Here is a 20,004-nt window from a genome sequence, read left to right on the forward strand (position 1 = left end):
CCAGTCGGCGCAGTCCGCGACCGCGGCGGCATCTGACGGTACGTCGGGGCATTCGGGATCAATCACGCCCGGACCGTTGACGCACCCGCCCGATCGGGCTTCATAATCGGGCACTCGATGTCATCGCTGACATATGTCAACGATGACACACCGGGCCGTGCCCTGGACGTCGGCGCGGACCCGGGCGTCACTTTTCGGCCCGTCCGTGCCGGAGCCGCAGTCACCGCTGCGCGGACGACCGTGGGACAAGGAGACACCATGAGCTCTGTACGCGTACCCCGCCATGCCCGCGTGCGGTTGACGGCGGCGGTGGCGGTGGTCTGCGCTCTGTCCGCGGCGCCGCTCGCCCCCCGGGCCGTCGCCGCCGACACCCCGGCGTACACCGAGACCTACCGGCCCCAGTTCCACTTCACTCCGGAGAAGAACTGGATGAACGACCCCAACGGCCTCGTGTACTACAAGGGCGAGTACCACCTCTTCTACCAGTACAACCCGAGCGGCAACTCCTGGGGCGACATGTCCTGGGGGCACGCGGTGAGCACGGACCTCGTGCACTGGAAGGAACTGCCCCTCGCGCTCTCGCACGACGACGAGGAGATGGTCTTCTCCGGCAGCGCTGTCGTCGACTGGAACAACACCACCGGGTTCGGCACGGAGACGAACCCGCCCATGGTGGCCGTCTACACCAGCGCCTACAAGGAGGGCGGCAAGCAGGCCCAGTCGCTCGCCTACAGCACGGACAGAGGCCGCACCTGGACCAAGTACCAGGGCAATCCCGTCATCGACATCGGCTCCACCGACTTCCGCGACCCCAAGGTCCAGTGGTACGAGCCGACGAAGAGCTGGCTGATGACCGTGTCGCTGTCCGCCGAGCACAAGGTGCGGTTCTACTCGTCGAAGAACCTCAAGGACTGGGATCTGCTCAGCGAGTTCGGACCGGCCGGGGCGACGGGCGGCGTGTGGGAGTGCCCCGACCTGTTCCCCCTCGCGGTCGACGGCGACAGGAACACCATCAAGTGGGTTCTGGTGGTCAACATCAACCCCGGTGGTATCGCGGGCGGTTCCGCCGCCCAGTACTTCGTCGGCGACTTCGACGGCAAGAAGTTCACCGCCGAGGACAAGGGCACGTACACGCCGCCCGACGGCACGGTGATGCAGGACTTCGAGGGCACCGACTTCGGTTCGTGGACGACCACCGGCACCGCGTTCGGGCAGGGACCTGCGACCGGGGCTGTGGACGGGCAGGGCGCGGTCTCCGGCTTCGAAGGCAAGGGCCTCGCCAACAGCTTCCACAGCGGCGACGGCACCACCGGCACCCTCACCTCGCCCGAATTCACCGTCGACAGGGCCTACTTGAACTTCAAGACCGGTGGCGGACGGCATCCCCACGAGGCCGGAACCGTGATGGAGCAGACCCCGCCCGAGGGAACGGTCCTCGCCGACTTCGAGGGCGGCTCCTACGGCGGCTGGACGGCGACCGGCGACGCCTTCGGCACCGCACCGGCCGGCGGCACCCTCCCCGGCCAGCAACAGGTCTCCGGCTTCCTGGGAGACGGGCTGGTCAACACCTTCCTGAACGGCGACTCCACCACCGGAACCCTCACGTCGCCGGAGTTCACCATCGACAAGAAGCACATCAACTTCCTCATCGGCGGCGGCAACCACCCGGCCGGGTCCGCCGACCCCACCGCCGTCGAACTCCTCGTGGACGGCCAGGTCGTCCGCAGCGCCACCGGGCAGGACGCCGAAGCCCTCAACTGGGCCTCCTGGGACGTCGGCGACCTCGCCGGCAAGAAGGCGCGGATCAGGATCGTCGACGACAACACCGGCGGCTGGGGCCACCTCAACGTCGACCACATCATGCAGTCCGACACCCGCGCCCAGCGCGTCTCCACGGAGACGTCCGTCAACCTGCTCGTCGACGGCCAGGTCGTCCGCAGCGCGACCGGCGCCGACAGCGAGACCCTGGACTGGGCCTCCTTCGACATGCGCCCCTACCTCGGCAAGAAGGCGCGGATCCAGATCGTCGACATGAACACCGGCGGCTGGGGCCACGTCCTGGCCGACCGGTTCACCGCCGCCGACAAGCCCGCCAAGTCCGTCGTACAGCGCGCCGACTGGGCCGACTACGGCAAGGACTACTACGCGGCGGTGTCCTGGGAGAACGCGCCGGGCGGCAAGCGGTACATGATCGGCTGGATGAACAACTGGGACTACGGCGGCTCCATCCCCACCTCCCCCTGGCGCGGGGCGCAGAGCGTTCCCCGCGAAATGGCCCTGCGCACGATCAACGGCCGGATCCAGCTGACCAGCAAGCCGGTCGCCGGCCTGGAGTCACTCCGGGAGAAGGTTCCGGCCACGGCATCCGACGTCACCGTCACCGACACGTCCAAGCCCCTGACCGGCGCCGCGGCCAAGGGCCAGGTGCTCGACATCGAGGCGACCTTCTCCCTCAAGGACGCCGCGCGCTTCGGCCTGAGAGTACGCACCGGCGCAGGCGGCGAGGAGACGGTCATCGGCTACGACGCCACGACTCAGGAGCTGTTCGTCGACCGCACCCGCTCCGGTGCCGTCGACTTCCACAACTCCTTCGCCACCGGCGTCCAGACGGCACCCCTGATGCCCGAGAACGGCAGGGTCAAGCTGCGGATCCTGGTCGACCGGTCGTCCGTCGAGGTCTTCGGCGGCAGCGGCGAGGCCGTGATCACCGACCAGATCTTCCCCGACCCGGCCGGCACCGGCGTCGAGGTCTTCGCCGAGGGCGGCACGACCACCCTGGAGCGCATGCGGGCGTGGCAGCTGAGGTCCATCTGGAAGTGACACGCCGCGGATCCGCGCGCCGGCCGGGAGCGGCCTGCGGCGCGCGGATCCCGGCCGGGCAGGCGCCGAGGAACGCACGAGGACGCTGCCTCGTACGCCCCCATCCGCTCGCTACGGGTGCGTGGCCAGCGGATCCAGGAACGTCAGTACGGAGGCGTCCTCCTCGATCAGCGGGGTCAGGGCGGCGTTGAACGGGGCGCCGTACGGGGCGTCCAGGTGTGTTTTGAAGGCGTCCTCGTCCCGGTAGACCTCGAAGATCCAGAAGGCGCGCGGGTGGGCCGCCTTCGTGTAGACGTCGAAGGCCAGGTTGCCTTCCTCCTCGCGCACCTTCACGGCGTAGTCCCGGATCAGGCGGGCGACCTCGTCCTCCGTTCCCTCGCGGGCGGTGAACTCGGCGAGCAGGGTTTTCGTCATGGTGTCGTCTCCTTGTCAGTGGGTGGAGTCGGGTTGCCGGTGGGTGGCGTCGGGGGGCGGACGACGTACGTCCGTCAGGAGTTGCCGGCGGTCGCGACCAGTGCCGGCTGGTCGCGCCACGGCGGGTTGGGACCGGCGACCGAGCACGTCAGGGCGGCGACCCGGGTGGCGAACCGGCAGGCTTCCGCGACATCGTCGAGACCGAGGCCGGTCAGTCTGCCGCCGAGGAGGCCGCGGACGGCGAGGTGGTGCAGCAGCCCGGCGGTGAAGGAGTCGCCCGCCCCCACCGTGTCGACCACCCGTGTCGCCACCGCGGGCACCCGCAGCCGTTCGCCGTCGAGCGAGGCCAGCGCGCCGTCGGCGCCGAGCGTGATCACGACGAGCCGTGCCCCTGCGGCGTGCCACGTGTCGCATGCCTGCTCCGGCGGGGTGCCCGGCAGGAGCAGCTCCAGGTCGTCCTCGCTCAGCCGCAGGATGTCGGCGAGGCCGCACCAGTGGGCCAGCCTGGCGCGGTACACGTCGGGGTGCACCAGCAGCGGCCGGACGTTGGGATCGATGCTGATGGTGGCCCGGCGCGAGGCCGTTGCCAGGAACTCCTCGACCACCGCCGCGCCGGGCTCACGGACCAGGGCCAGCGACCCGGTGTGCACACAGGCCGTTTCGGACAGGTCGACCCCCGCCAGCTCCCTGGGGGTCCACTGCCAGTCGGCCGTGTTCTGGGCGTGGAAGGAGAACGCGGCCTGCCCCTGGTCGTCCAGCTCGGCCACGGCCAGCGTGCTGGGTTCGGCCGCCGCCACGGCGTACGACAGGTCCACGCCCGACGCCTCCAGGTGGGCCCGGAACAGGCGGCCGAACACGTCGCCGGACAGCCGCGCGAGGAAGCGGGCCGGCGTGCCGAGCCTGGCCAGGGACACGGCCGTATTCGCAGGTCCGCCGCCCGGCAGCACCCGCAGGGCGAGCTCGCTGCGGGCGCCGGCGGGTTCGGTGAACGCGTCGGCGACGCACTCTCCCAACACGGTGATCTGGGGCGGGGTCATGGGCTGCTCTTCTCTCGGGACGCGCTGGCGGAACGGGCAGGGTGCGGGCAGTCGCCGAACGGCTTCGGGCGGGCGGCGGCCACGAGCGTTGCCGATTTGTGACGGGTGCAAGGCATTGACGTTGCCTGGAGGCGGAGTCCATCATCCTCGCCATGCAGTGTCAACGATGACATAAGTCAACGATGACACCTTGGACGGCATGACCCGATGCCGGCCGCTCGCCCGCAATCCCGCAGGAGTTGTTCATGTCACGCATCTCTCGTCTGCCTTCCTCCTTGCTCAGAGCCGCCGCGTGCACGGGTGTCGCGGCCCTCGCCCTGACCGCCTGCGGCTCCGGGTCCGGATCGGGCACCGCGAGCGCCGGATCGGGCAGCGTCAAGGTCGGTCTGATCACCAAGACCGACACCAACCCGTTCTTCGTGAAGATGAAGGAGGGCGCGGAGAAGGCCGCCAAGGAGAACGGCGTCGAACTGTCCACCGCGGCGGGCAAGTTCGACGGCGACAACGCCGGTCAGGTCACCGCCATCGAGAACATGGTCGCGGCCGGGGTGAAGGGCATCCTGATCACGCCGAGCGACTCCAAGGCGATCGTGCCGGCGATCGAGAAGGCCAAGGCCAAGGGCGTTCTGGTCATCGCCCTGGACACCCCGACCGACCCGGAGAGCGCGGTCGACGCCCTGTTCGCCACCGACAACCTCAAGGCCGGCGAGCTGATCGGCGAGTACGCCAAGGCCGCCATGAAGGGCAAGACGGCCAAGATAGCCACCCTCGACCTCGCACCGGGCGTGTCCGTCGGCGTCCAGCGGCACGACGGCTTCCTGAAGGGCTTCGGCGCCACCGACAAGGACGTCGCGTGCGCCCAGGACACCGGCGGCGACCAGGCCAAGGGCCAGACCGCGATGGAGAACTGCCTGCAGAAGGCGCCCGACATCAACGTCGTCTACACCATCAACGAACCGGCCGCCCTGGGCGCGTACACCGCCCTGAAGGCCAAGGGCCGGGAGAAGGACGTGCTGATCGTCTCCGTCGACGGCGGCTGCACCGGCACCCAGGCGGTCAAGGACGGCAAGATCGCCGCGACCTCGCAGCAGTACCCGCTGAAGATGGCCGCCGAGGGCGTCAAGGCCGTGGCGACGTACGCCAAGGACGGCAAGAAGGCCTCGGGTTACACCGACACCGGCGTCACCCTGATCACCGACAAGGCGCAGGACGGTGTCACGTCCAAAGACACCGCCTACGGCCTGGAGAACTGCTGGGGCTGAGCCGCCGACCCCAGCTGCCGCCGTCCGTAGCCCTTCAACGGGCGGCCGCCCCCTCCTCCCCGGCCGGGGACGGCCGCCCCTCGTCCTCCTGGCGTCCGACCAGGACGCACAAGGACTTCTGTCTTCCGACAAGGACCTCGCATGACTGCCACGTCCACGCCACCCTCCACCTCCACGCCGTACGCCGAGCTCAAAGCGCCGACCACGGTCCGCAGGCTGCTCACCCAGCCGACCACGGGCCCGCTGGCCGCGCTGCTCCTGGCCTGTGTCTTCTTCTCCTTCTCGACCGACCAGTTCCTCACCGGCGGGAACTTCTCGCTGATCGTGCAGCAGGTCATGGTCGTCGGCACCCTGGCCATCGGCCAGACCCTGATCATCCTCACCGCGGGCATCGACCTGTCCTGCGGGGCCGTGATGGCGTTCGGCAGCATCATGATCGCCAAGATGGCGGCCGAGGGGACCCTTCCCCCGCTCGCCGCGATCGCGCTGGGCCTGGCCGTCTGCGGCGGCTTCGGCCTGCTCAACGGGGCGCTGGTGCAGAAGATCCCGCTGCCGCCGTTCATCGTCACCCTCGGCATGCTCAACGTGGCGTTCGCGCTGACCCACATCTACTCCGAGGAGCAGACGGTCACGAACCTGCCCGGGCCGCTCACCGCCCTCGGGCAGACCTTCCCGCTCGGCAGGACCGACATCACCTACGGCTCGCTGGTCACGATCGCCCTGTTCCTCCTCCTCGCCTACGCCCTGAGCAGCACCAGCTGGGGCCGGCACGTCTACGCCCTGGGCAACAGCCCGGAGGCGGCGCGCCTGAACGGCATCCGCACCTCACGGCTGACCATCGGCGTCTACACCGTGGCCGGCCTCCTCTACGGCATCGCCGCCCTGCTGCTCATCTCCCGCACCGGAGTCGGCGACCCGCAGGCCGGGCAGACCGACAACCTCGACAGCATCACCGCCGTCGTGCTCGGCGGCACCAGCCTCTTCGGCGGACGCGGCTCGGTCCTGGGCACGTTCATCGGCGTCCTCATCGTCGGCGTCTTCCGCAACGGCCTGCAGCTGATGGGCGTCGCCTCCATCTACCAGACCCTGATCACCGGAGTCCTGGTGATCCTCGCGGTGACCGTCGACCAGATCTCCCGGAAGAAGGCCCGATGACCGCCACCAGCTCCCCCACCCCTGTCCTGCAGGCCCGCGGTCTGGTCAAGCGCTACGGCCACGTCACCGCCATCGACGGCGCCGACTTCGACCTGCTGCCGGGCGAGGTCCTCGCCGTCATCGGCGACAACGGCGCCGGCAAGACCAGCCTCATCAAGGCTCTCACCGGCGCGTTGGTCCCCGACGCGGGCGAAATCCGCCTCAACGGGAAGCCCATCACCTTCTCCGGTCCGCAGAGCGCACGCGCCCACGGCATCGAGACGGTCTATCAGGACCTCGCCGTGGCCGCCTCCATGGACATCGCGTCGAACATGTTCCTCGGACGCGAGCTGCGCCGCCCCGGCATCCTCGGCAGCGCCTTCCGCATGCTCGACAAGAAGCGCATGCGCCAGGAGGCCGCCGAGCACATGGCCGACCTGAAGATCGGTCTGCGCTCGCTGACCCAGGCCGTCGAGACCCTCTCCGGCGGACAGCGGCAGGCCGTGGCCGTCGCCCGTGCCGTCGCGTGGGCCCGCAGCGTCGTCGTCATGGACGAACCCACCGCCGCCCTCGGCGTCAAGGAGTCCGGGCAGGTCCTCGACCTGATCCGCCGCGTCCGCGACAAGGGCATGCCGGTCGTCCTGATCAGCCACAACATGCCGCACGTCTTCGAGATCGCCGACCGGATCCACGTCCACCGCCTGGGCCGCCGCGCCGCCGTGATCAAGCCCTCGGACTACTCCATGGCCGAGGTCGTCGCGATCATGACCGGCGCGCTCGGCGTCGACGAGGCCGGAGGTACTGTCGTAGCGGATTCCGAGGCCGCGAAGGCCGCCGGAGTACAGGCCACCTGACAGCGCAACCCGCTCTCGTATGTTCCGGTCGAGGCCGCGACCGGAACCCGGGAGCACTCAGGAGACGGTTTCCTCCATGGCAGCGAGCCGCCGCCCCACCCTGGCCGACGTCGCCCGAGAGGTAGGTGTCAGCGCCAAGACGGTCTCCCGTGTCCTCAACGAGGACGGACCCGTCTCGGCGCAGACGCGGGAACAGGTGCTCGCCGCGGTGGCCAAGCTGGGCTTCCAACCGAACCTCATGGCACGCAACATGCGCGTCGGCGGCCCGGACACCACCATCGGCCTGGTCATCCCCGACCTCGCCAACCCCTTCTTCGGAGCCGTGGCCCGCGGCATCGAGGACACGGTCCGCGACCGCGGACTCACACTGCTCATGGGCTCGTCCGCGGACGACCCCGACCGCGAACGCGCCCTGACGGCCAAGTTCCTCGCCCGCCGCGTCAGCATCCTGATCGTCGTGCCGTCCGTCGGCGCCGACCACTCCGACCTCAAGTCCCACCGTACGGCGGGGCTTCCGATCGTCTTCCTCGACCGGCCCGGAGTCGGCCTGTCCACGGACAGCATCGTCAGCTCGAACCGTGCGGGCGCTCAGGAAGGCGTCGCCCACCTGATCGCCCACGGCCACCGCCGCATCGGCTTCGTCGGCGACCTGCCCGTCAAGCTGTACACCCGTCGCGAGCGCCTCGCCGGATACCGCGCGGCCCTGCAGGAGGCCGACATCCCCTACGACCGCTCGCTGGTCGCCAGCGCACACGACCAGCCGGGGGCGGAGGCAGCCACCTCCCAACTCCTCGAACTGGCCGATCCCCCCACAGCCCTGTTCGCCGGCAACAACATCATGGCGCTCGGCATCGTCGCCGAACTCGCCCGCAGCAAGCGCAAGGAAGTCGCTGTCGTCGCCTTCGACGACGTGGCTCTCGCCGAGGCACTGGAACCCGCCCTGACCGTGGTGGCCCAGGACCCCGAAGAAATCGGCCGCAGCGCCGCGGCCACCGCCCTGTCCCGCCTCGACGGCGACCGTTCCCGCGCCCGCACCATCACCGTGCCCACCCGGCTGATCGTCCGGGGCTCGGGGGAGCAGGCTGCGCCGAAGCGTTAGGCGGCTCGTCCCCGGGGCAGGCCCCCGCGACGCCTCCCGGCGGGGAGGCAGAAGGTTGACCGCTGCCTCTGGCGCCCGGTGATCAGCAGGTCGTGCCGCGAAGTTCGAGCGGCACGACGAGCGCGCATGCGCACGCCCCGTTCGGCCGTCGGCGCGGTTCGGCAGGTGCCGGCCGGCAAGAGCGCCGATCATGACTGAACCGGCGGGAGCCGGTCGCGTTCGAGGTCCGCCTCGACGAGGTGCTGCGCCGGTACGCCGCCCAGGTGGCTGCGCACCGCGTTCCTGCGGGACGGCCTGCTCGGCCCGTTCGGCGACGGAGACCTGGTGCCTGGCCGGAGAACTACGACCACGCGCGGCGACGCGCCCTGTTCCGCCGACCCCACCTGGAGACGGACACCCTGGGCAAGATCCGCGAGGTGATGCACTGCTCATGTTCCAGGTTGCAGCGCGGGGTGCCGCCAATTTGTCGGGCAGCGCCCCCGCATCAACGAAATGATCTCGTGAGGTGACTCGGCCCAGGGGATCTCGCGAGCCGTGGAGTCCTGCGGCGTCCGGCGGTCGTACTGTCGAACCCGTCACCGAGGAGGACCACTGATGCGCAGCGTGACCTATTCGATGGGCGTTTCACTCGACGGATACATCGTCGGGCCGGACGGCGGCTTCAACTGGACGGCGCCCGACGAGGAGGTCTTTCGCTTCGCCACCGACGAGGTGCGAGAGGTCGGCGTCCACCTGTTGGGGCGACGGCTGTACGAGGCGATGCTGTACTGGGAGACCGTCGACCAGATTCCATCGCTCGACTTCTCGACGCACGAGTTCGCCGCGATCTGGAGGCCGCTCCCCAAGGTGGTGTTCTCCACCACGCTCTCGGCGGTACAGGGCAATGCCCGCCTGGCCTCCGGCGGCCTGGCGGAGGAGATCGAGCGATGGCGAGCCGAGCCGGGCGACGGCAACATCGCCATCGGCGGCGCGACTCTCGCCGCCGAGGTGGCCGCGTTGGGGCTGATCGACGAGTACCGGGCCAGGGTCTACCCGGTGCTGCTCGGTGGCGGCATTCCGTTCTTCCCCCAGGACGAGCGCCGGGTGGATCTCGAACTCGTCGACACCCGCACCTTCAGCTCGAGAGTCGTCTACCTCCGCTACCGCGTGGCGCGTTAGCCGTTTGGTCCGCCGAGCTACGCGAAGCGGTGTGAACCACCCTCTGGCGAACGGCGACGGCGGGCGGCGACGGCGGGGGCGGGGGCTAATACCGCAAGGTGACGCACTGGCGCGACCTGAACCCCATCGCCTGCCATGACGTCCTGCTCGACGGAGTCGTCGGGGACGTTCTTGAGAGCCATGGGGTTGCTCGGGGACATCAGACGGCGGCTACGGCCGGTTCGCCTGCGGTGGCGGCGTCGGCGAGGCGACCTTGAGCCAGCCCTCGCCGTCCAACGCCGGCCAGTGCACCGACCGGGATGGTTCACCGGTTTGCGGCAGGCGGTCGGTGCAGGGTCCGCGGAAATCGGTTTCGAGCGTTGTGCCGGTGCCTCTACTGTGACGCGGTGATGACTCAGGTGATCGTTGTCAACGGTGGTTCGAGCTCGGGAAAGTCCGGGATCGTCCGGTGTCTGCAGGCGGTTCTGCCGGGTCCGTGGCTGGCCCTCGGGACAGACACGCTGGTTGATGCGATGCCGGCGTCCATGCAGGCGTCGGATGGCGGCATCGAGTTCGCGCCGGACGGAGAGGTGATCGTCGGTCCGGAGTTCCGGACGCTGGAAGCGGCATGGATCGAGGGGGTCGCCGCAATGGGCCGTGCGGGTGCCCGGGTCATCGTCGACGAGGTCTTCCTCGGCGGGACGTACTCACAGCAGCGATGGCAAAAGGCCCTTGGCGAACTGCGGGTGTTGTGGGTCGGCGTCAGGTGTGACGCTGCGGTGGCCGCGGCCCGAGAGGTGGCACGCGGCGATCGGACCATCGGGATGGCCGCGTCCCAGGCGGAGGTGGTCCACCAGGGCGTGACCTATGACCTGGTGGTGGACACCACGCATACGGAGGCGATGGAGTGCGCGAGGGTCATCGCAGCACAGGTCCAGTGATCGACGGACCGGTTGTTGGTTCCGTCCACGAGATCGAGCGGGGACAGCAGTTGTTCACCATCGCGGACAGCACCCGGCCCTGTCACCGTTCGGCGCCGGCGGCGAGGGCAGCCACGAACAGCCCACGGAGGTACCGCGTGGCGAGAAAACCATGGTGCGGCGCGCGTGCCGAGACTAACTTCAGATGATGCGGATCTTGCATCTCTCCGACACCCATGTCGACCGGTCCGGCGGCCCCGACGCCGACGGGGCCGACGGCACTGGGGCGCTCCATCGCCTGCTGGCCGAACTGGGTCATCTGCCTGCACTCGACGCGGTGGTGGTCACCGGCGACATCGCGGACGACGGTTCCCGAGAAGCGTACGCACGGGCGCGTGAACTCCTGACCGGCTATGCCGGCCGACGAGGGGCGAACGTCTTCTACACCACCGGAAACCACGACGACCGCGCCGCATTCGCCGACGTGCTCGGCAGCGGCCATGTCCAGCCCGAGGCGGTGTACGAGGGAGCGGCGGGTGAGCGGGCGGGGGCAAGCACCGTCGACGGATGGCGACTGATCACACTGGACACGCTCGTGCCGGGCAAGGGCTACGGTCGACTGGACGGCAGCCAACTCGACTGGCTCCGCGAACTACTGGTCACCCCGGCACCGTTGGGCACCGTCCTGGCCTTCCACCACCCGCCGGTGGCCCTGGACGTCAACGTTCAGCGGGCGCTGGGCCTGCACAACAGTACGGAGTTGGCCGAGACAATCCGAGGGACCGACGTCCAGCTCATCCTGTGCGGGCACTTCCACCTGCAGATACTGGCGCGCCTGGAACAGGCGGTCGTCTGGGTCACGCCCGGCGTCGTCAGCCGCATCGACCTGACCGCGCGCCCCGGCACCGAGCGCGCCGTCCACGGCCCGTCGGCCTCCCTCGTCCACCTCGGAACACCCCATGGGCCACTCATCCACACGCTCCACGCACGAGACCCGCGTATGGGCGAGACGGTCTACGAAGCCGACGAGGAGGAGATGCACGAGGTCATCGAAAGACTCGGCCCCTCGGGACTGCAGTTCGGCTGATGGCTGACGCCCGGTCGACAACAGTCCGGCGAGCGCGGGAATCGGACGCTCCCGGGCGGCCTGACCTGCAAGTAGGCGTACCCCTCGCCGCAATCACCGCTGCCTGCGACGACGCCAGATCAAGCACACGATCCCCGAGCCGAAGAACCAGCGGGCCAACCGCCACCGCCGCGGCAGCAAGGGCGGCCGCCCCGTCGGCTTGGACCAGACGATCTACAAGTTCGGCAGGTGCGTCGGCGATGCCAGCGAGGGCGAGCAACACTGAAAGTCGGCTTTCCAACTTCTCGAGGGATCTTTAAAGGTGTGGGTTACGTCGGGGCGTCAACGCGGTCCGCGCCAAATCGCGTAGCCAGACGTGCGCGGGGTCGGTGTCATAGCGCTGATGCCATGACAGATACACCACGGCCGAGGGCAGTTCGAACGGCAGTGGGAGCAGGGTCAGGCCGAGAACCGTGGCCGCGGAACGCGCCGTCGATTCGGGGGCTGTGACGAGGAGGTCGGAGCCGCGCACGAACTCGAACGCGGCCCCTTCGGTGGGCGCGCTCGCCACGACCCGTCTGGTGAGGCCGAGCCGCGCGAGAGCGTCGTCGAGGGCGTTGCCGAGCCTTCCGCGCCGCGAGACGGTGATGTGCTCGGCCGCGGCGTACCGCGCGGCGGTGACAGTCTTGACTCGGGTGAGCGGGTGCCCTCGCCGTACGACGATGACGTGCTGGGTCTCAGCCACCTGTTCGGCGCGAATGTCGGGTGCGGTCGGGCGGTTCGCGTTCGCCTCCAGGTCGACCTCGCCGCGACGCAGCTCGGGGGTGTCGTTGCTCGATTCCGCGATGAAGCGCACACGCACGCCCGGCGCCTGCTCGCGTACGGCCGCGAGAAGCGTGGGGCCGCTGAGGGCGACGAGTGCATCGTGCCAGCGGAGTGTGAAGGTGCGCTCGAGCGTCGTGAGGTCGAGTTCGCGGCTCGGTGCCAGCACGCCCTGAACCTGCTGCAGCAGCTCGTGCACCTGTTCCCGGACGGCGATCGCGTACGGCGTCGGGGTCATCGTGCGCCCGGTACGCACCAGGATCTGATCCCCCGTCGTGCGCCGGATCCGGCCGAGGCTTCGACTCATCGCGGGGGCGGTGACGTGCAGGCGCTCAGCAGCTCCGGCCACGCTGCCTTCCTCCAGGAGCGCATCGAGCGCGGCGAGCAGGTTCAAATCCAATTGCATGAGACTCATCCTAGCCGTGCTTTACATGCACTTGCAGTTAATGATGGGCCCTCCTACCTTCGAAGTGCGGGCGCGAAAGAAGCACAGATTTCGCCTGGTCCGCCTCATCACCCCCTGCTCAGATGGGAGCTCCGCCATGCCCGAGTCGATTCAGACCACCGCAATTGTTGCCACCGCCGGCTCCGCGTCCGACGCCGACCTGCTCGCGCAGACCGTGATGGCCGTGCGCGCGGCTGGTTCGGTGTTGCGGGAGCGGTTCGGCGACGTGGTCCGCTACCAGACCCGCGAAGAGCTGATGCGCGCGCTCGCCGCCAACGACGACGCGGCCCTCGACGTCCTGCGCCCCCGCCTCACCCTCCTGCGCCCGGACGCCCGCTTGGTGGAGGACGAGCTCGCGGGCGGGGCCCTGCCCCCCGGCGAATGGTGGGTCCTGGATCCGGCCGAAGGCAACGTCAACCACCTGCACGCCCTGCCGGAGTGGGCGGTGACCGCCACTCTCGTGCGCGACAACCAGCCGGTGCTCACCGCAGTTCACATGCCGTTGACCGCTGAGACCTACACCGCACTCGCCGGCGCCGGCGCCCACCTCGACGGCCGCCCGCTGCACGTGTCCCGGACCACGGACCTCGGCCTGAGCATCGTGGCCACGAGCCAGGCCAGGCCGGACGAGGACGAGAAGGTCGTGCGGCGCATCGGCTCCTCGATCACCGCGATGCTCTTCGATGCGCTCGTGGTGCGGACATCCGTGCCCGCCACCCTGCACCTGCTGAACGTGGCCGCCGGCCGGATCGACGCCTTCTGGCAGTTCGCCGGGGCCCGCGCGGACCTGCTTCCCGGGGCGCTGCTCGTCACCGAGGCCGGCGGGCGGATATCCGACGCCGAGGGCCGCCCCTGGACCCCGGAGAGCGAGAGCTTCCTGGCCGCCGCGCCCGGCGTGCACACCCAAGCCGTCACCACGCTCTCCCGCTGACCCCCACGAGAACCACGAGCACCGGAAGGACCACATCAGCATGACCATGATCGCCGTTCTCGGAAACGGCCGCGTCGGCGGCAGCCTCGCACTGGCCCTCACCCGGGCCGGGCACGAGGTGACCGTGGCGGACCGCTCACCAGGCTCTGCCGCCGACGCCGCCCGGACAGCGCAGATCGTCATCAACGCCACCCCGGGCGCCGGCTCGCTGGAGCGGCTCATCGCGCTGCGCGAGGAACTGCAGGGCAAGATTCTCGTAGACGTCTCCAACGCCACCGTCGACGGACCGGACGGACTGCCGGCCGACCTGCTCTACCCCGGCTCAAGCCTCGCGGAGCAACTTCAGGAAGCTCTCCCCGACACGCGCGTCGTCAAGACGCTCAACACGATGCTCTACACGGTGATGACCGCGCCCGCCGCGCTCACCCAGACACCGACCGCTTTCCTCTCCGGCAAGGACCCGGAGGCCAAGCAGGTCGTACGCGGGCTTCTCGCCGACCTCAGCTGGCAGCAGGAGTGGATCACGGACCTCGGCGGGATCGAGACCGCGCGGGCCGCCGAGGCCGCGATCCTGTTCGTACCCCACGTGATCCGAGCCGGCGGATTCGCGCCCTTCGCGATCTCGATCACCCGCTGAAAGCCAGACGCAGCTCTTCCAGTTCAACAGCACCAAGTGCAGCTCGTGCCACACGCCGGCCTCATTCCACGCCGCCAGGCGCCGCCAGCAGGTCATGCCCGAGCCGAAGCAGAACTCCTGCGGCAGGTACTCCCACTGGATGCCGGCAGGACGGACAGGATCCCGCACAAGGCCTGCCGGTCCGGTACCCGAGGCCGCCCAGCAACCGGCTTCGGACCCGGTTCGGGCAACAACGGCTCGATCAAGGACCTGTCGTGAGTATCCGTACTCAAGACAGCAAGCTGCGAAGGGGGCACGGTCGACGGATGGTTGAAGAAGAGGAACGCCGCCGCGTACGTGTCGCTGTGGGGGTGTGCGTGGGTCTGGGCGCTGTCGAACTGGCCTTCTTCGGGCTGATCTGGCTGGGCTGGTTTCTGTCCTACCTGTCGTGGGATCCGCAGAGCTACGGAGATCCGCCGGCCGCCTACCAGCAGATGTCCCTGTATGTGGCCGCCGCCGCTGGTGCGGCTGTCCTCGTCGCCGCCGCCTTACGCTCCTGGAGAGTGGTCATCGGGCAGCTGATAGCGGGTGGAATGCTGCTCACACTGGCGCTTGCCGCCGGGAGCGCGGCTCAGGGCTACTACGAGTCCTCCTACGAGAGCGCCTGCCATGCGGGAGGATTCTGCGACGCTCCTGCGCCCGCCCGGTGATCGCATCAATCGAGGCACGACACAGCCCACTCGCCCGACCGAGTTACGAGTTTCTCTACCGGCTCAACGCGGCTCGCCGCCCTGGCCGCGACCGTCGCGGACGCCGAAGTTCGCGCCGCTCCACCGCGTCGGACATCGGGTGGTCCTGGTGAGGTCTTTGATCCAGATCATCGAGACGTGCAGGTGGAGACGGGCGAGGTAGCTGTCGGCCGAGCCGACCGGTGCACTGATGTCCGGGCGGGGACTCATGGGACATGGCCCGGCACCCGGCTCAGGTTCCGGGGAGGATACGGCGCGTTTCGTAGGCCCACATCGCGATCTCGACCCGGTTGCGGGCGCCGAGTTTGGCCATCAGGCTGGCCAGATGCGTCTTGACCGTGCTGAGGCTGATGTGCAGTGCATCGGCGATCTCGGTGTTGGTCAGCCCGCGAGCGACGGCGAGGAGCACCTGCTCCTCGCGGGCGGTGACGGGTGAGACCGGCTGGGCCACGGGCCGGCCGGCGGGCAGGTCCGCGAATGCCTGGAGCAGACGGACGGTGACGCTGGGCGCGATGAGCGCCTCACCGTCGGACGCCGACCGTACGGCCTGGGCCAGAAGGTCCGGTCCCGTGTCCTTGAGGAGGAATCCGCGGGCGCCGGCACGCAGCGCGCCGTAGACGTACTCGTCGAGGTCGAACGTGGTGATGACGACCACGGCCAGCGGGTCGGCGATGCCCGGGCCGGCGATCAGCCGGGTGGCCTCGAGCCCGTCGAGTACGGGCATGCGGATGTCGAACAGGCAGACGTCGGGGCGTAGTTCGCGGGCCAGGCGTACCGCTTCCCGCCCGTCGGCGGCCTCGCCGACCACCTCGATGCCGGGCTGGGCGTTCAGCATGATCCGCAACCCGGTGCGGATGATCGTCTGGTCGTCAGCGACGAGGACGCGAATGGACACCGCTCGCGCTCCTCGCTCTCGGCAGTTCGGCTTCGACATGCCAGCCCCGGTCGGTGCCCGGGCCGGCTCGTAGTCTGCCGCCGAGCAGCGTCGCGCGCTCGCGCAGTCCGGTAAGTCCGTATCCGTCGCGACCGCGGCCGGTGCGCCGACCGTTGTCGCGCACGCTCACCCGTACCGTGTGCCGTTCCGCGGCGACCCGGACGACGAGCTCGGTCGCGTCGACCGCATGGCGCAGCGCGTTGGTCACCGACTCCTGCACGATCCGGTAGACGGCCGCGTCCACGGCCGGGGGCAACGCGTCCAGTTCGCCGTCGAGCCCCAGGTCGACCCTGAGGCGACCACCCGGGGTGCGCACCAGGCGCTCCAGATCCGCGACACCGGCAGGCGGCGCCAGCTCGGCGCCGATCCCGCGGTCGCGCAGCGCGGCGACCATGGCGCGCATTTCCTCCAGCGTGCGCGCCCCTTCCTCCTCGACCCCCTCCAGCGCCTCGACGGCGGCGGACGGGTCGGTGCCCGCGAGCACCCGGCCCGCCTGGGCGATGATCACCATGGCCGACACGTGGTGGGCCACCGTGTCGTGCAGTTCCCGGGCGAGTTGCTCACGCTCGCGGGAGCGCAACTGCTCCAACTGCCGCTCTTGAGCGGTCACCCGGAACCGCACGGCGGCCCCGAGCACGCCGGGCAGCAGCAGGAAGACGAAGCCCACGACCTTTTCGACGACCGAGGTCTCGTCCGTGACGACACACAGCGCGCCGGCCGCGACGATCACCGCGCCGCCCAGCACGATCTCGCGTCCCGATCCCCACCGGGGCAGCGCGTACACCAGCACGAGCACGACCGCGCCGGTGTACAGGCCGACGGGCTCGCGCGGTGCGGCGACGAGCGAGGCCACCGGCTGCAGGACCACCGAGCCGAACGCCAGCGTCACCACCGCCAGCGGGCGGGTCCGGCGCCACAGGGGCAGCAGGCACAGCCATACGGTGAACACCACCGCCACCGGCCGCCACACGACGTTCTCGCGCAGGGTGGCCTCCAGCGCCACACCGGCAAGGCCCGCGGCGAGCAGCGCCCAGTCCCGCCGCACCCGGGCGGGCGCGCCGGGCGGCCGGGGTTCGGTCCACAGGGTTCGCAGGTCGTCTCGGAGCACGGTTCTCAGCCTAGGGACCGCGGCGTGCCGCGCATCGGCCGAAAGGATGGGTCGTCACTCCGCCCCGGGGCCGACGGATCCGCGGCCCGCGGGCCGATGCCGCGGAGCGCCGTGGCGACGAGCCTCGGCATCGGCGGCCGTACAAGGACGGCCGACGCGGTGGTTGGAGGAACCGATGCTCTCGAAAGCCCTGTTGCGCCTGGGCGCAAGCGCCGCCCGCCATCCTTGGCGGGTGATCGCGGCCTGGCTGATCGCCACCACGCTCGCGGTCCTCGCCGCCGTCGCTTTCGGCGGTCGTACCTCGGACTCGATGACCGCTCCGGGACTGGACTCCCGACGGGCCGCGGAACTGATCGAGCGGGCAGGCACCGGCCAGGAGGGGATGACCGCCCAAGTGGTCGTCACCCCCCTCGACGACGGTGCGACGTTCTTCGACGACGACGGCGCGCGCACCGCTCTCACGCGGCTGCGGGCCGAGGTGAAGCGGCTGCCTCACGTGCTCGGCACGAGCGACCCGGCGGGGGCGCTCGACGCGGGCGGGGACACCGCCGTGCGCGGCGGCCTCGTTTCGGCCGACGGGCGGATCGCGGTCGTCCGGGTGCAGTACCCCGACCAGAGCCGGCTGTCGGCCGAAGACCTCGACGCCCTCGTCGATCTCGGCGACCGGCTGCGCGACGAACTGCCGCTGCGCATCGAGATGGGCGGGAACCTCTTCTACGCCTTCTCCGACCCCGACGGCGGCGCGAGCGAGCTGATCGGCCTCCTCGCCGCCGCCGCGATCCTGTTCCTGGCGTTCGGTTCGCTCGTCGCCGCCGCACTCCCGATCGGCATGGCGGTCTTCGGGTTGACCGTCGGGGTCGCCACGATGACAGTACTGGCGGGGGTGACAGAGGTCCCCACCTTCGCACCGGTCCTGGGCAGCATGATCGGGCTCGGAGTGGGCATCGACTACGCGCTGTTCGTGCTCGCCAGGCACCGGGAGTACCTCGCGTGCGGGCTCGATCCGCAGGCGGCGGCCGGACGAGCGGTGGCAACGGCGGGGCGGCCGGTGGTCTTCGCCGGCGGCACCGTCGTCGTGTCGATCCTCGGCCTGGCGGTCGCGAACGTGCCGTTCATGACGGTGGGCGGGGTTGCCGTCTCGATCGTCGTCCTGACTACGGTGATCGCGTCGGTGACGCTGCTGCCGGCCTTCCTCGGCGCGGCGGGCCCGCGTCTGGCCCGGGCCGGCCGGATCGGCCGGGCTCTGCAGACCAGGAAGCCGGGCCGACTCGCACGGCGGCGGGACCCGGCGGCAGGCGCCGCCCACGCCGCCGGGTGGCGTCGCTGGATCGGGCACGTCAGCCGGCACCCGGTGCCGTACGCGGTCGGCGCGGCGGGGCTGCTGCTGACCGCGACGCTGCCCGTGCTCGGCCTGCGCGTCGGCCTGCCCGACGACGGCTCACTGCCGCAGAGCCGTACCGAGCGCCGGGCCTACGAACTCGTCGCCGACGGATTCGGCCCGGGCACCAACGGTCCCCTCGTCATCGCCGCGGACCCCGCCGGTGATCCGGGAGTGGTGGACCGTCTCGTCGCGGGGGTCGCGGCGGATCCGGGCATCGCATCCGTCGCGCCGGCGCGCGTCGATCGGACCACCGGCGTCGCGACCCTCGTGGTGTTCCCGACCACCAGCCCTCAGGACGAGGCCACGGCCGACACCATCGCCCGGCTGCGCGCCGAGGTTCTGCCCGCGGCGATCGGGCACGGCCCGGCCAGGGCGCACGTCGGCGGGGCCGCCGCGAGCCTGTCCGACGTGGGCCGACGCACCAGCGAACGTCTGCCGGTGTTCGTCGCCGCCGTGCTGGCGACGTCGTTCCTGCTGCTGATGCTGGTCTTCCGCTCGGTCGTCGTACCGCTCAAGGCGGTACTGCTGAATCTGCTGAGCATCGGCGCGGCCTACGGCATCATGGTCGCGGTCTTCCAGTGGGGCTGGGGAGGCGCACTCATCGGGCTGGAGGCGACGGTTCCGATCGTGTCGTTCATCCCGATGTTCCTCTTCGCCATCCTGTTCGGCCTGTCGATGGACTACGAGGTGTTCCTCCTCTCCCGCGTGCGCGAGGAGTACCTGCGCACCGGCGACAACGGCACGGCGATCGTTGAGGGCGTCTCGCGCACCGCCCGGATCATCACCTCGGCCGCCCTCATCATGGTGGCGGTCTTCCTGTCCTTCGCCGTCGCCGAGGACCCCTCCACCAAGATGTTCGGGCTCGGCCTGGCCACCGCGATCTTCATCGACGCCACGGTCGTACGCATGGTGCTGGTACCGGCGACCATGACACTCCTCGGCCGGACCAACTGGTGGCTGCCGAAGTGGCTGGACCGGACGCTTCCCCGCGGCCCGGTCGGCACCGACGACACCGACGCGAAATCCACGGGTGAGGCCCCGCGCCCACGGCTGGTTGACCGTTGACTCAACTCCTGCCCGCCCTTGGCGTCCGACACCTCAGCGCGTCACCTGGAGGCATATCGAGTCGTGATCATCGGCTCCTGGTCCGGCTCTCGACGTCCGCGGACGATCGTCAGGCTCGTCCAGCCCAGGCCGGAGAGCGTGTCGGCAACACAGAGTGAGGGGAAACGGTGAGCGATGAAAGAGGCGGAGTCCGACAGCCGGCCGGCCGGC

18 protein-coding genes and 2 pseudogenes are annotated in these 20,004 nt (G+C 70.1%); 13 read left to right on the forward strand and 7 right to left on the reverse strand.

The genetic code is table 11. The features are described 5' to 3' along the window. The first annotated feature begins 258 nt into the window (after positions 1–258). On the forward strand, positions 259–2,820 hold the full coding sequence (locus ACIBU0_RS01005) for a GH32 C-terminal domain-containing protein (RefSeq protein WP_398809681.1): 2,562 nt from the start codon (positions 259–261) through the stop codon (positions 2,818–2,820). 111 nt (positions 2,821–2,931) lie between these two features. Here ACIBU0_RS01005 and ACIBU0_RS01010 read toward each other — a convergent pair whose 3' ends face one another. Beyond that, on the reverse strand, positions 2,932–3,234 hold the full coding sequence (locus ACIBU0_RS01010; RefSeq protein ID WP_398809684.1) for a putative quinol monooxygenase: 303 nt from the start codon (positions 3,232–3,234) through the stop codon (positions 2,932–2,934). Positions 3,235–3,308: 74 nt separating this feature from the next. Continuing rightward, entirely contained in the window at positions 3,309–4,271 is a 963-nt protein-coding gene (locus ACIBU0_RS01015) for a carbohydrate kinase (RefSeq protein WP_398809687.1), read from the reverse strand. A gap of 245 nt (positions 4,272–4,516) precedes the next feature. Between ACIBU0_RS01015 and ACIBU0_RS01020 the strand changes: the two genes are divergently transcribed. From ACIBU0_RS01020 to ACIBU0_RS01055, 8 genes and pseudogenes are all read left to right on the forward strand, one after another. After that, positions 4,517–5,533: a sugar ABC transporter substrate-binding protein gene (locus ACIBU0_RS01020; protein ID WP_398809689.1), complete on the forward strand. Its 1,017-nt coding sequence runs from the start codon at positions 4,517–4,519 to the stop codon at positions 5,531–5,533. A 141-nt stretch (positions 5,534–5,674) separates the two neighbouring features. Beyond that, the gene (locus ACIBU0_RS01025; RefSeq protein WP_398809692.1) at positions 5,675–6,688 is read left to right on the forward strand and encodes an ABC transporter permease; all 1,014 of its coding nucleotides are present in this window, start codon (positions 5,675–5,677) and stop codon (positions 6,686–6,688) included. Then, positions 6,685–7,521 (forward strand): ATP-binding cassette domain-containing protein, encoded by an 837-nt coding sequence (locus ACIBU0_RS01030; protein ID WP_398809695.1) that lies wholly within the window; start codon positions 6,685–6,687, stop codon positions 7,519–7,521. The genes ACIBU0_RS01025 and ACIBU0_RS01030 overlap by 4 nt, the downstream gene beginning before the upstream one ends. A 76-nt stretch (positions 7,522–7,597) precedes the next feature. Continuing rightward, positions 7,598–8,620: a LacI family DNA-binding transcriptional regulator gene (locus ACIBU0_RS01035; RefSeq protein WP_398809697.1), complete on the forward strand. Its 1,023-nt coding sequence runs from the start codon at positions 7,598–7,600 to the stop codon at positions 8,618–8,620. A 594-nt stretch (positions 8,621–9,214) separates the two neighbouring features. Continuing rightward, positions 9,215–9,778: a dihydrofolate reductase family protein gene (locus tag ACIBU0_RS01040; RefSeq protein ID WP_398809700.1), complete on the forward strand. Its 564-nt coding sequence runs from the start codon at positions 9,215–9,217 to the stop codon at positions 9,776–9,778. A gap of 389 nt (positions 9,779–10,167) precedes the next feature. Next, positions 10,168–10,698, forward strand: coding sequence for a chloramphenicol phosphotransferase CPT (gene cpt, locus ACIBU0_RS01045; RefSeq protein WP_398809703.1), 531 nt, complete (start codon positions 10,168–10,170; stop codon positions 10,696–10,698). Positions 10,699–10,882: 184 nt separating this feature from the next. Beyond that, positions 10,883–11,764 (forward strand): metallophosphoesterase, encoded by an 882-nt coding sequence (locus tag ACIBU0_RS01050; RefSeq protein ID WP_398809706.1) that lies wholly within the window; start codon positions 10,883–10,885, stop codon positions 11,762–11,764. An 85-nt stretch (positions 11,765–11,849) separates the two neighbouring features. Further along, a pseudogene (locus ACIBU0_RS01055) lies at positions 11,850–11,984 on the forward strand (IS5/IS1182 family transposase); the annotation flags it as partial. Between the two features lie 75 nt (positions 11,985–12,059). Here ACIBU0_RS01055 and ACIBU0_RS01060 read toward each other — a convergent pair. Continuing rightward, positions 12,060–12,971 (reverse strand): LysR family transcriptional regulator, encoded by a 912-nt coding sequence (locus tag ACIBU0_RS01060; protein ID WP_398809709.1) that lies wholly within the window; start codon positions 12,969–12,971, stop codon positions 12,060–12,062. 136 nt (positions 12,972–13,107) lie between these two features. On the opposite strand from ACIBU0_RS01060, the gene ACIBU0_RS01065 reads away from it, so the two are divergent. Beyond that, complete coding sequence (locus ACIBU0_RS01065; protein WP_398809711.1) at positions 13,108–13,941, forward strand: inositol monophosphatase family protein; 834 nt, start codon at positions 13,108–13,110, stop codon at positions 13,939–13,941. 40 nt (positions 13,942–13,981) lie between these two features. Then, positions 13,982–14,578 carry an NADPH-dependent F420 reductase gene (locus ACIBU0_RS01070; protein WP_398809714.1) on the forward strand — a complete coding sequence of 199 codons (597 nt, stop codon included), beginning with the start codon at positions 13,982–13,984 and terminating at the stop codon, positions 14,576–14,578. 24 nt (positions 14,579–14,602) lie between these two features. Here the strand turns inward: ACIBU0_RS01070 and ACIBU0_RS01075 are convergent. Then, a pseudogene (locus ACIBU0_RS01075) lies at positions 14,603–14,850 on the reverse strand (transposase); the annotation flags it as partial. A gap of 33 nt (positions 14,851–14,883) precedes the next feature. Here ACIBU0_RS01075 and ACIBU0_RS01080 point away from each other — a divergent pair. After that, positions 14,884–15,267, forward strand: coding sequence for a hypothetical protein (locus ACIBU0_RS01080; RefSeq protein ID WP_398809717.1), 384 nt, complete (start codon positions 14,884–14,886; stop codon positions 15,265–15,267). Positions 15,268–15,330: 63 nt separating this feature from the next. Here the strand turns inward: ACIBU0_RS01080 and ACIBU0_RS01085 are convergent, their stop codons facing one another. The 3 genes from ACIBU0_RS01085 to ACIBU0_RS01095 are packed head-to-tail and all read right to left on the reverse strand — an operon-like array spanning position 15,331 to position 17,348. Continuing rightward, positions 15,331–15,516 carry a hypothetical protein gene (locus ACIBU0_RS01085; RefSeq protein WP_398809719.1) on the reverse strand — a complete coding sequence of 62 codons (186 nt, stop codon included), beginning with the start codon at positions 15,514–15,516 and terminating at the stop codon, positions 15,331–15,333. A gap of 22 nt (positions 15,517–15,538) precedes the next feature. Next, entirely contained in the window at positions 15,539–16,201 is a 663-nt protein-coding gene (locus ACIBU0_RS01090; RefSeq protein WP_398809722.1) for a response regulator, read from the reverse strand. After that, positions 16,176–17,348: a sensor histidine kinase gene (locus ACIBU0_RS01095; RefSeq protein WP_398809725.1), complete on the reverse strand. Its 1,173-nt coding sequence runs from the start codon at positions 17,346–17,348 to the stop codon at positions 16,176–16,178. The genes ACIBU0_RS01090 and ACIBU0_RS01095 overlap by 26 nt, the downstream gene beginning before the upstream one ends. A 175-nt stretch (positions 17,349–17,523) precedes the next feature. Here ACIBU0_RS01095 and ACIBU0_RS01100 point away from each other — a divergent pair, with 175 nt between their 5' ends. After that, positions 17,524–19,794 carry an MMPL family transporter gene (locus ACIBU0_RS01100; protein ID WP_398809728.1) on the forward strand — a complete coding sequence of 757 codons (2,271 nt, stop codon included), beginning with the start codon at positions 17,524–17,526 and terminating at the stop codon, positions 19,792–19,794. Positions 19,795–20,004 lie beyond the last annotated feature (210 nt).

The sequence above is a fragment of the Streptomyces sp. NPDC049627 genome, assembly GCF_044465645.1.
Taxonomy (GTDB): Bacteria; Actinomycetota; Actinomycetes; order Streptomycetales; family Streptomycetaceae; genus Streptomyces.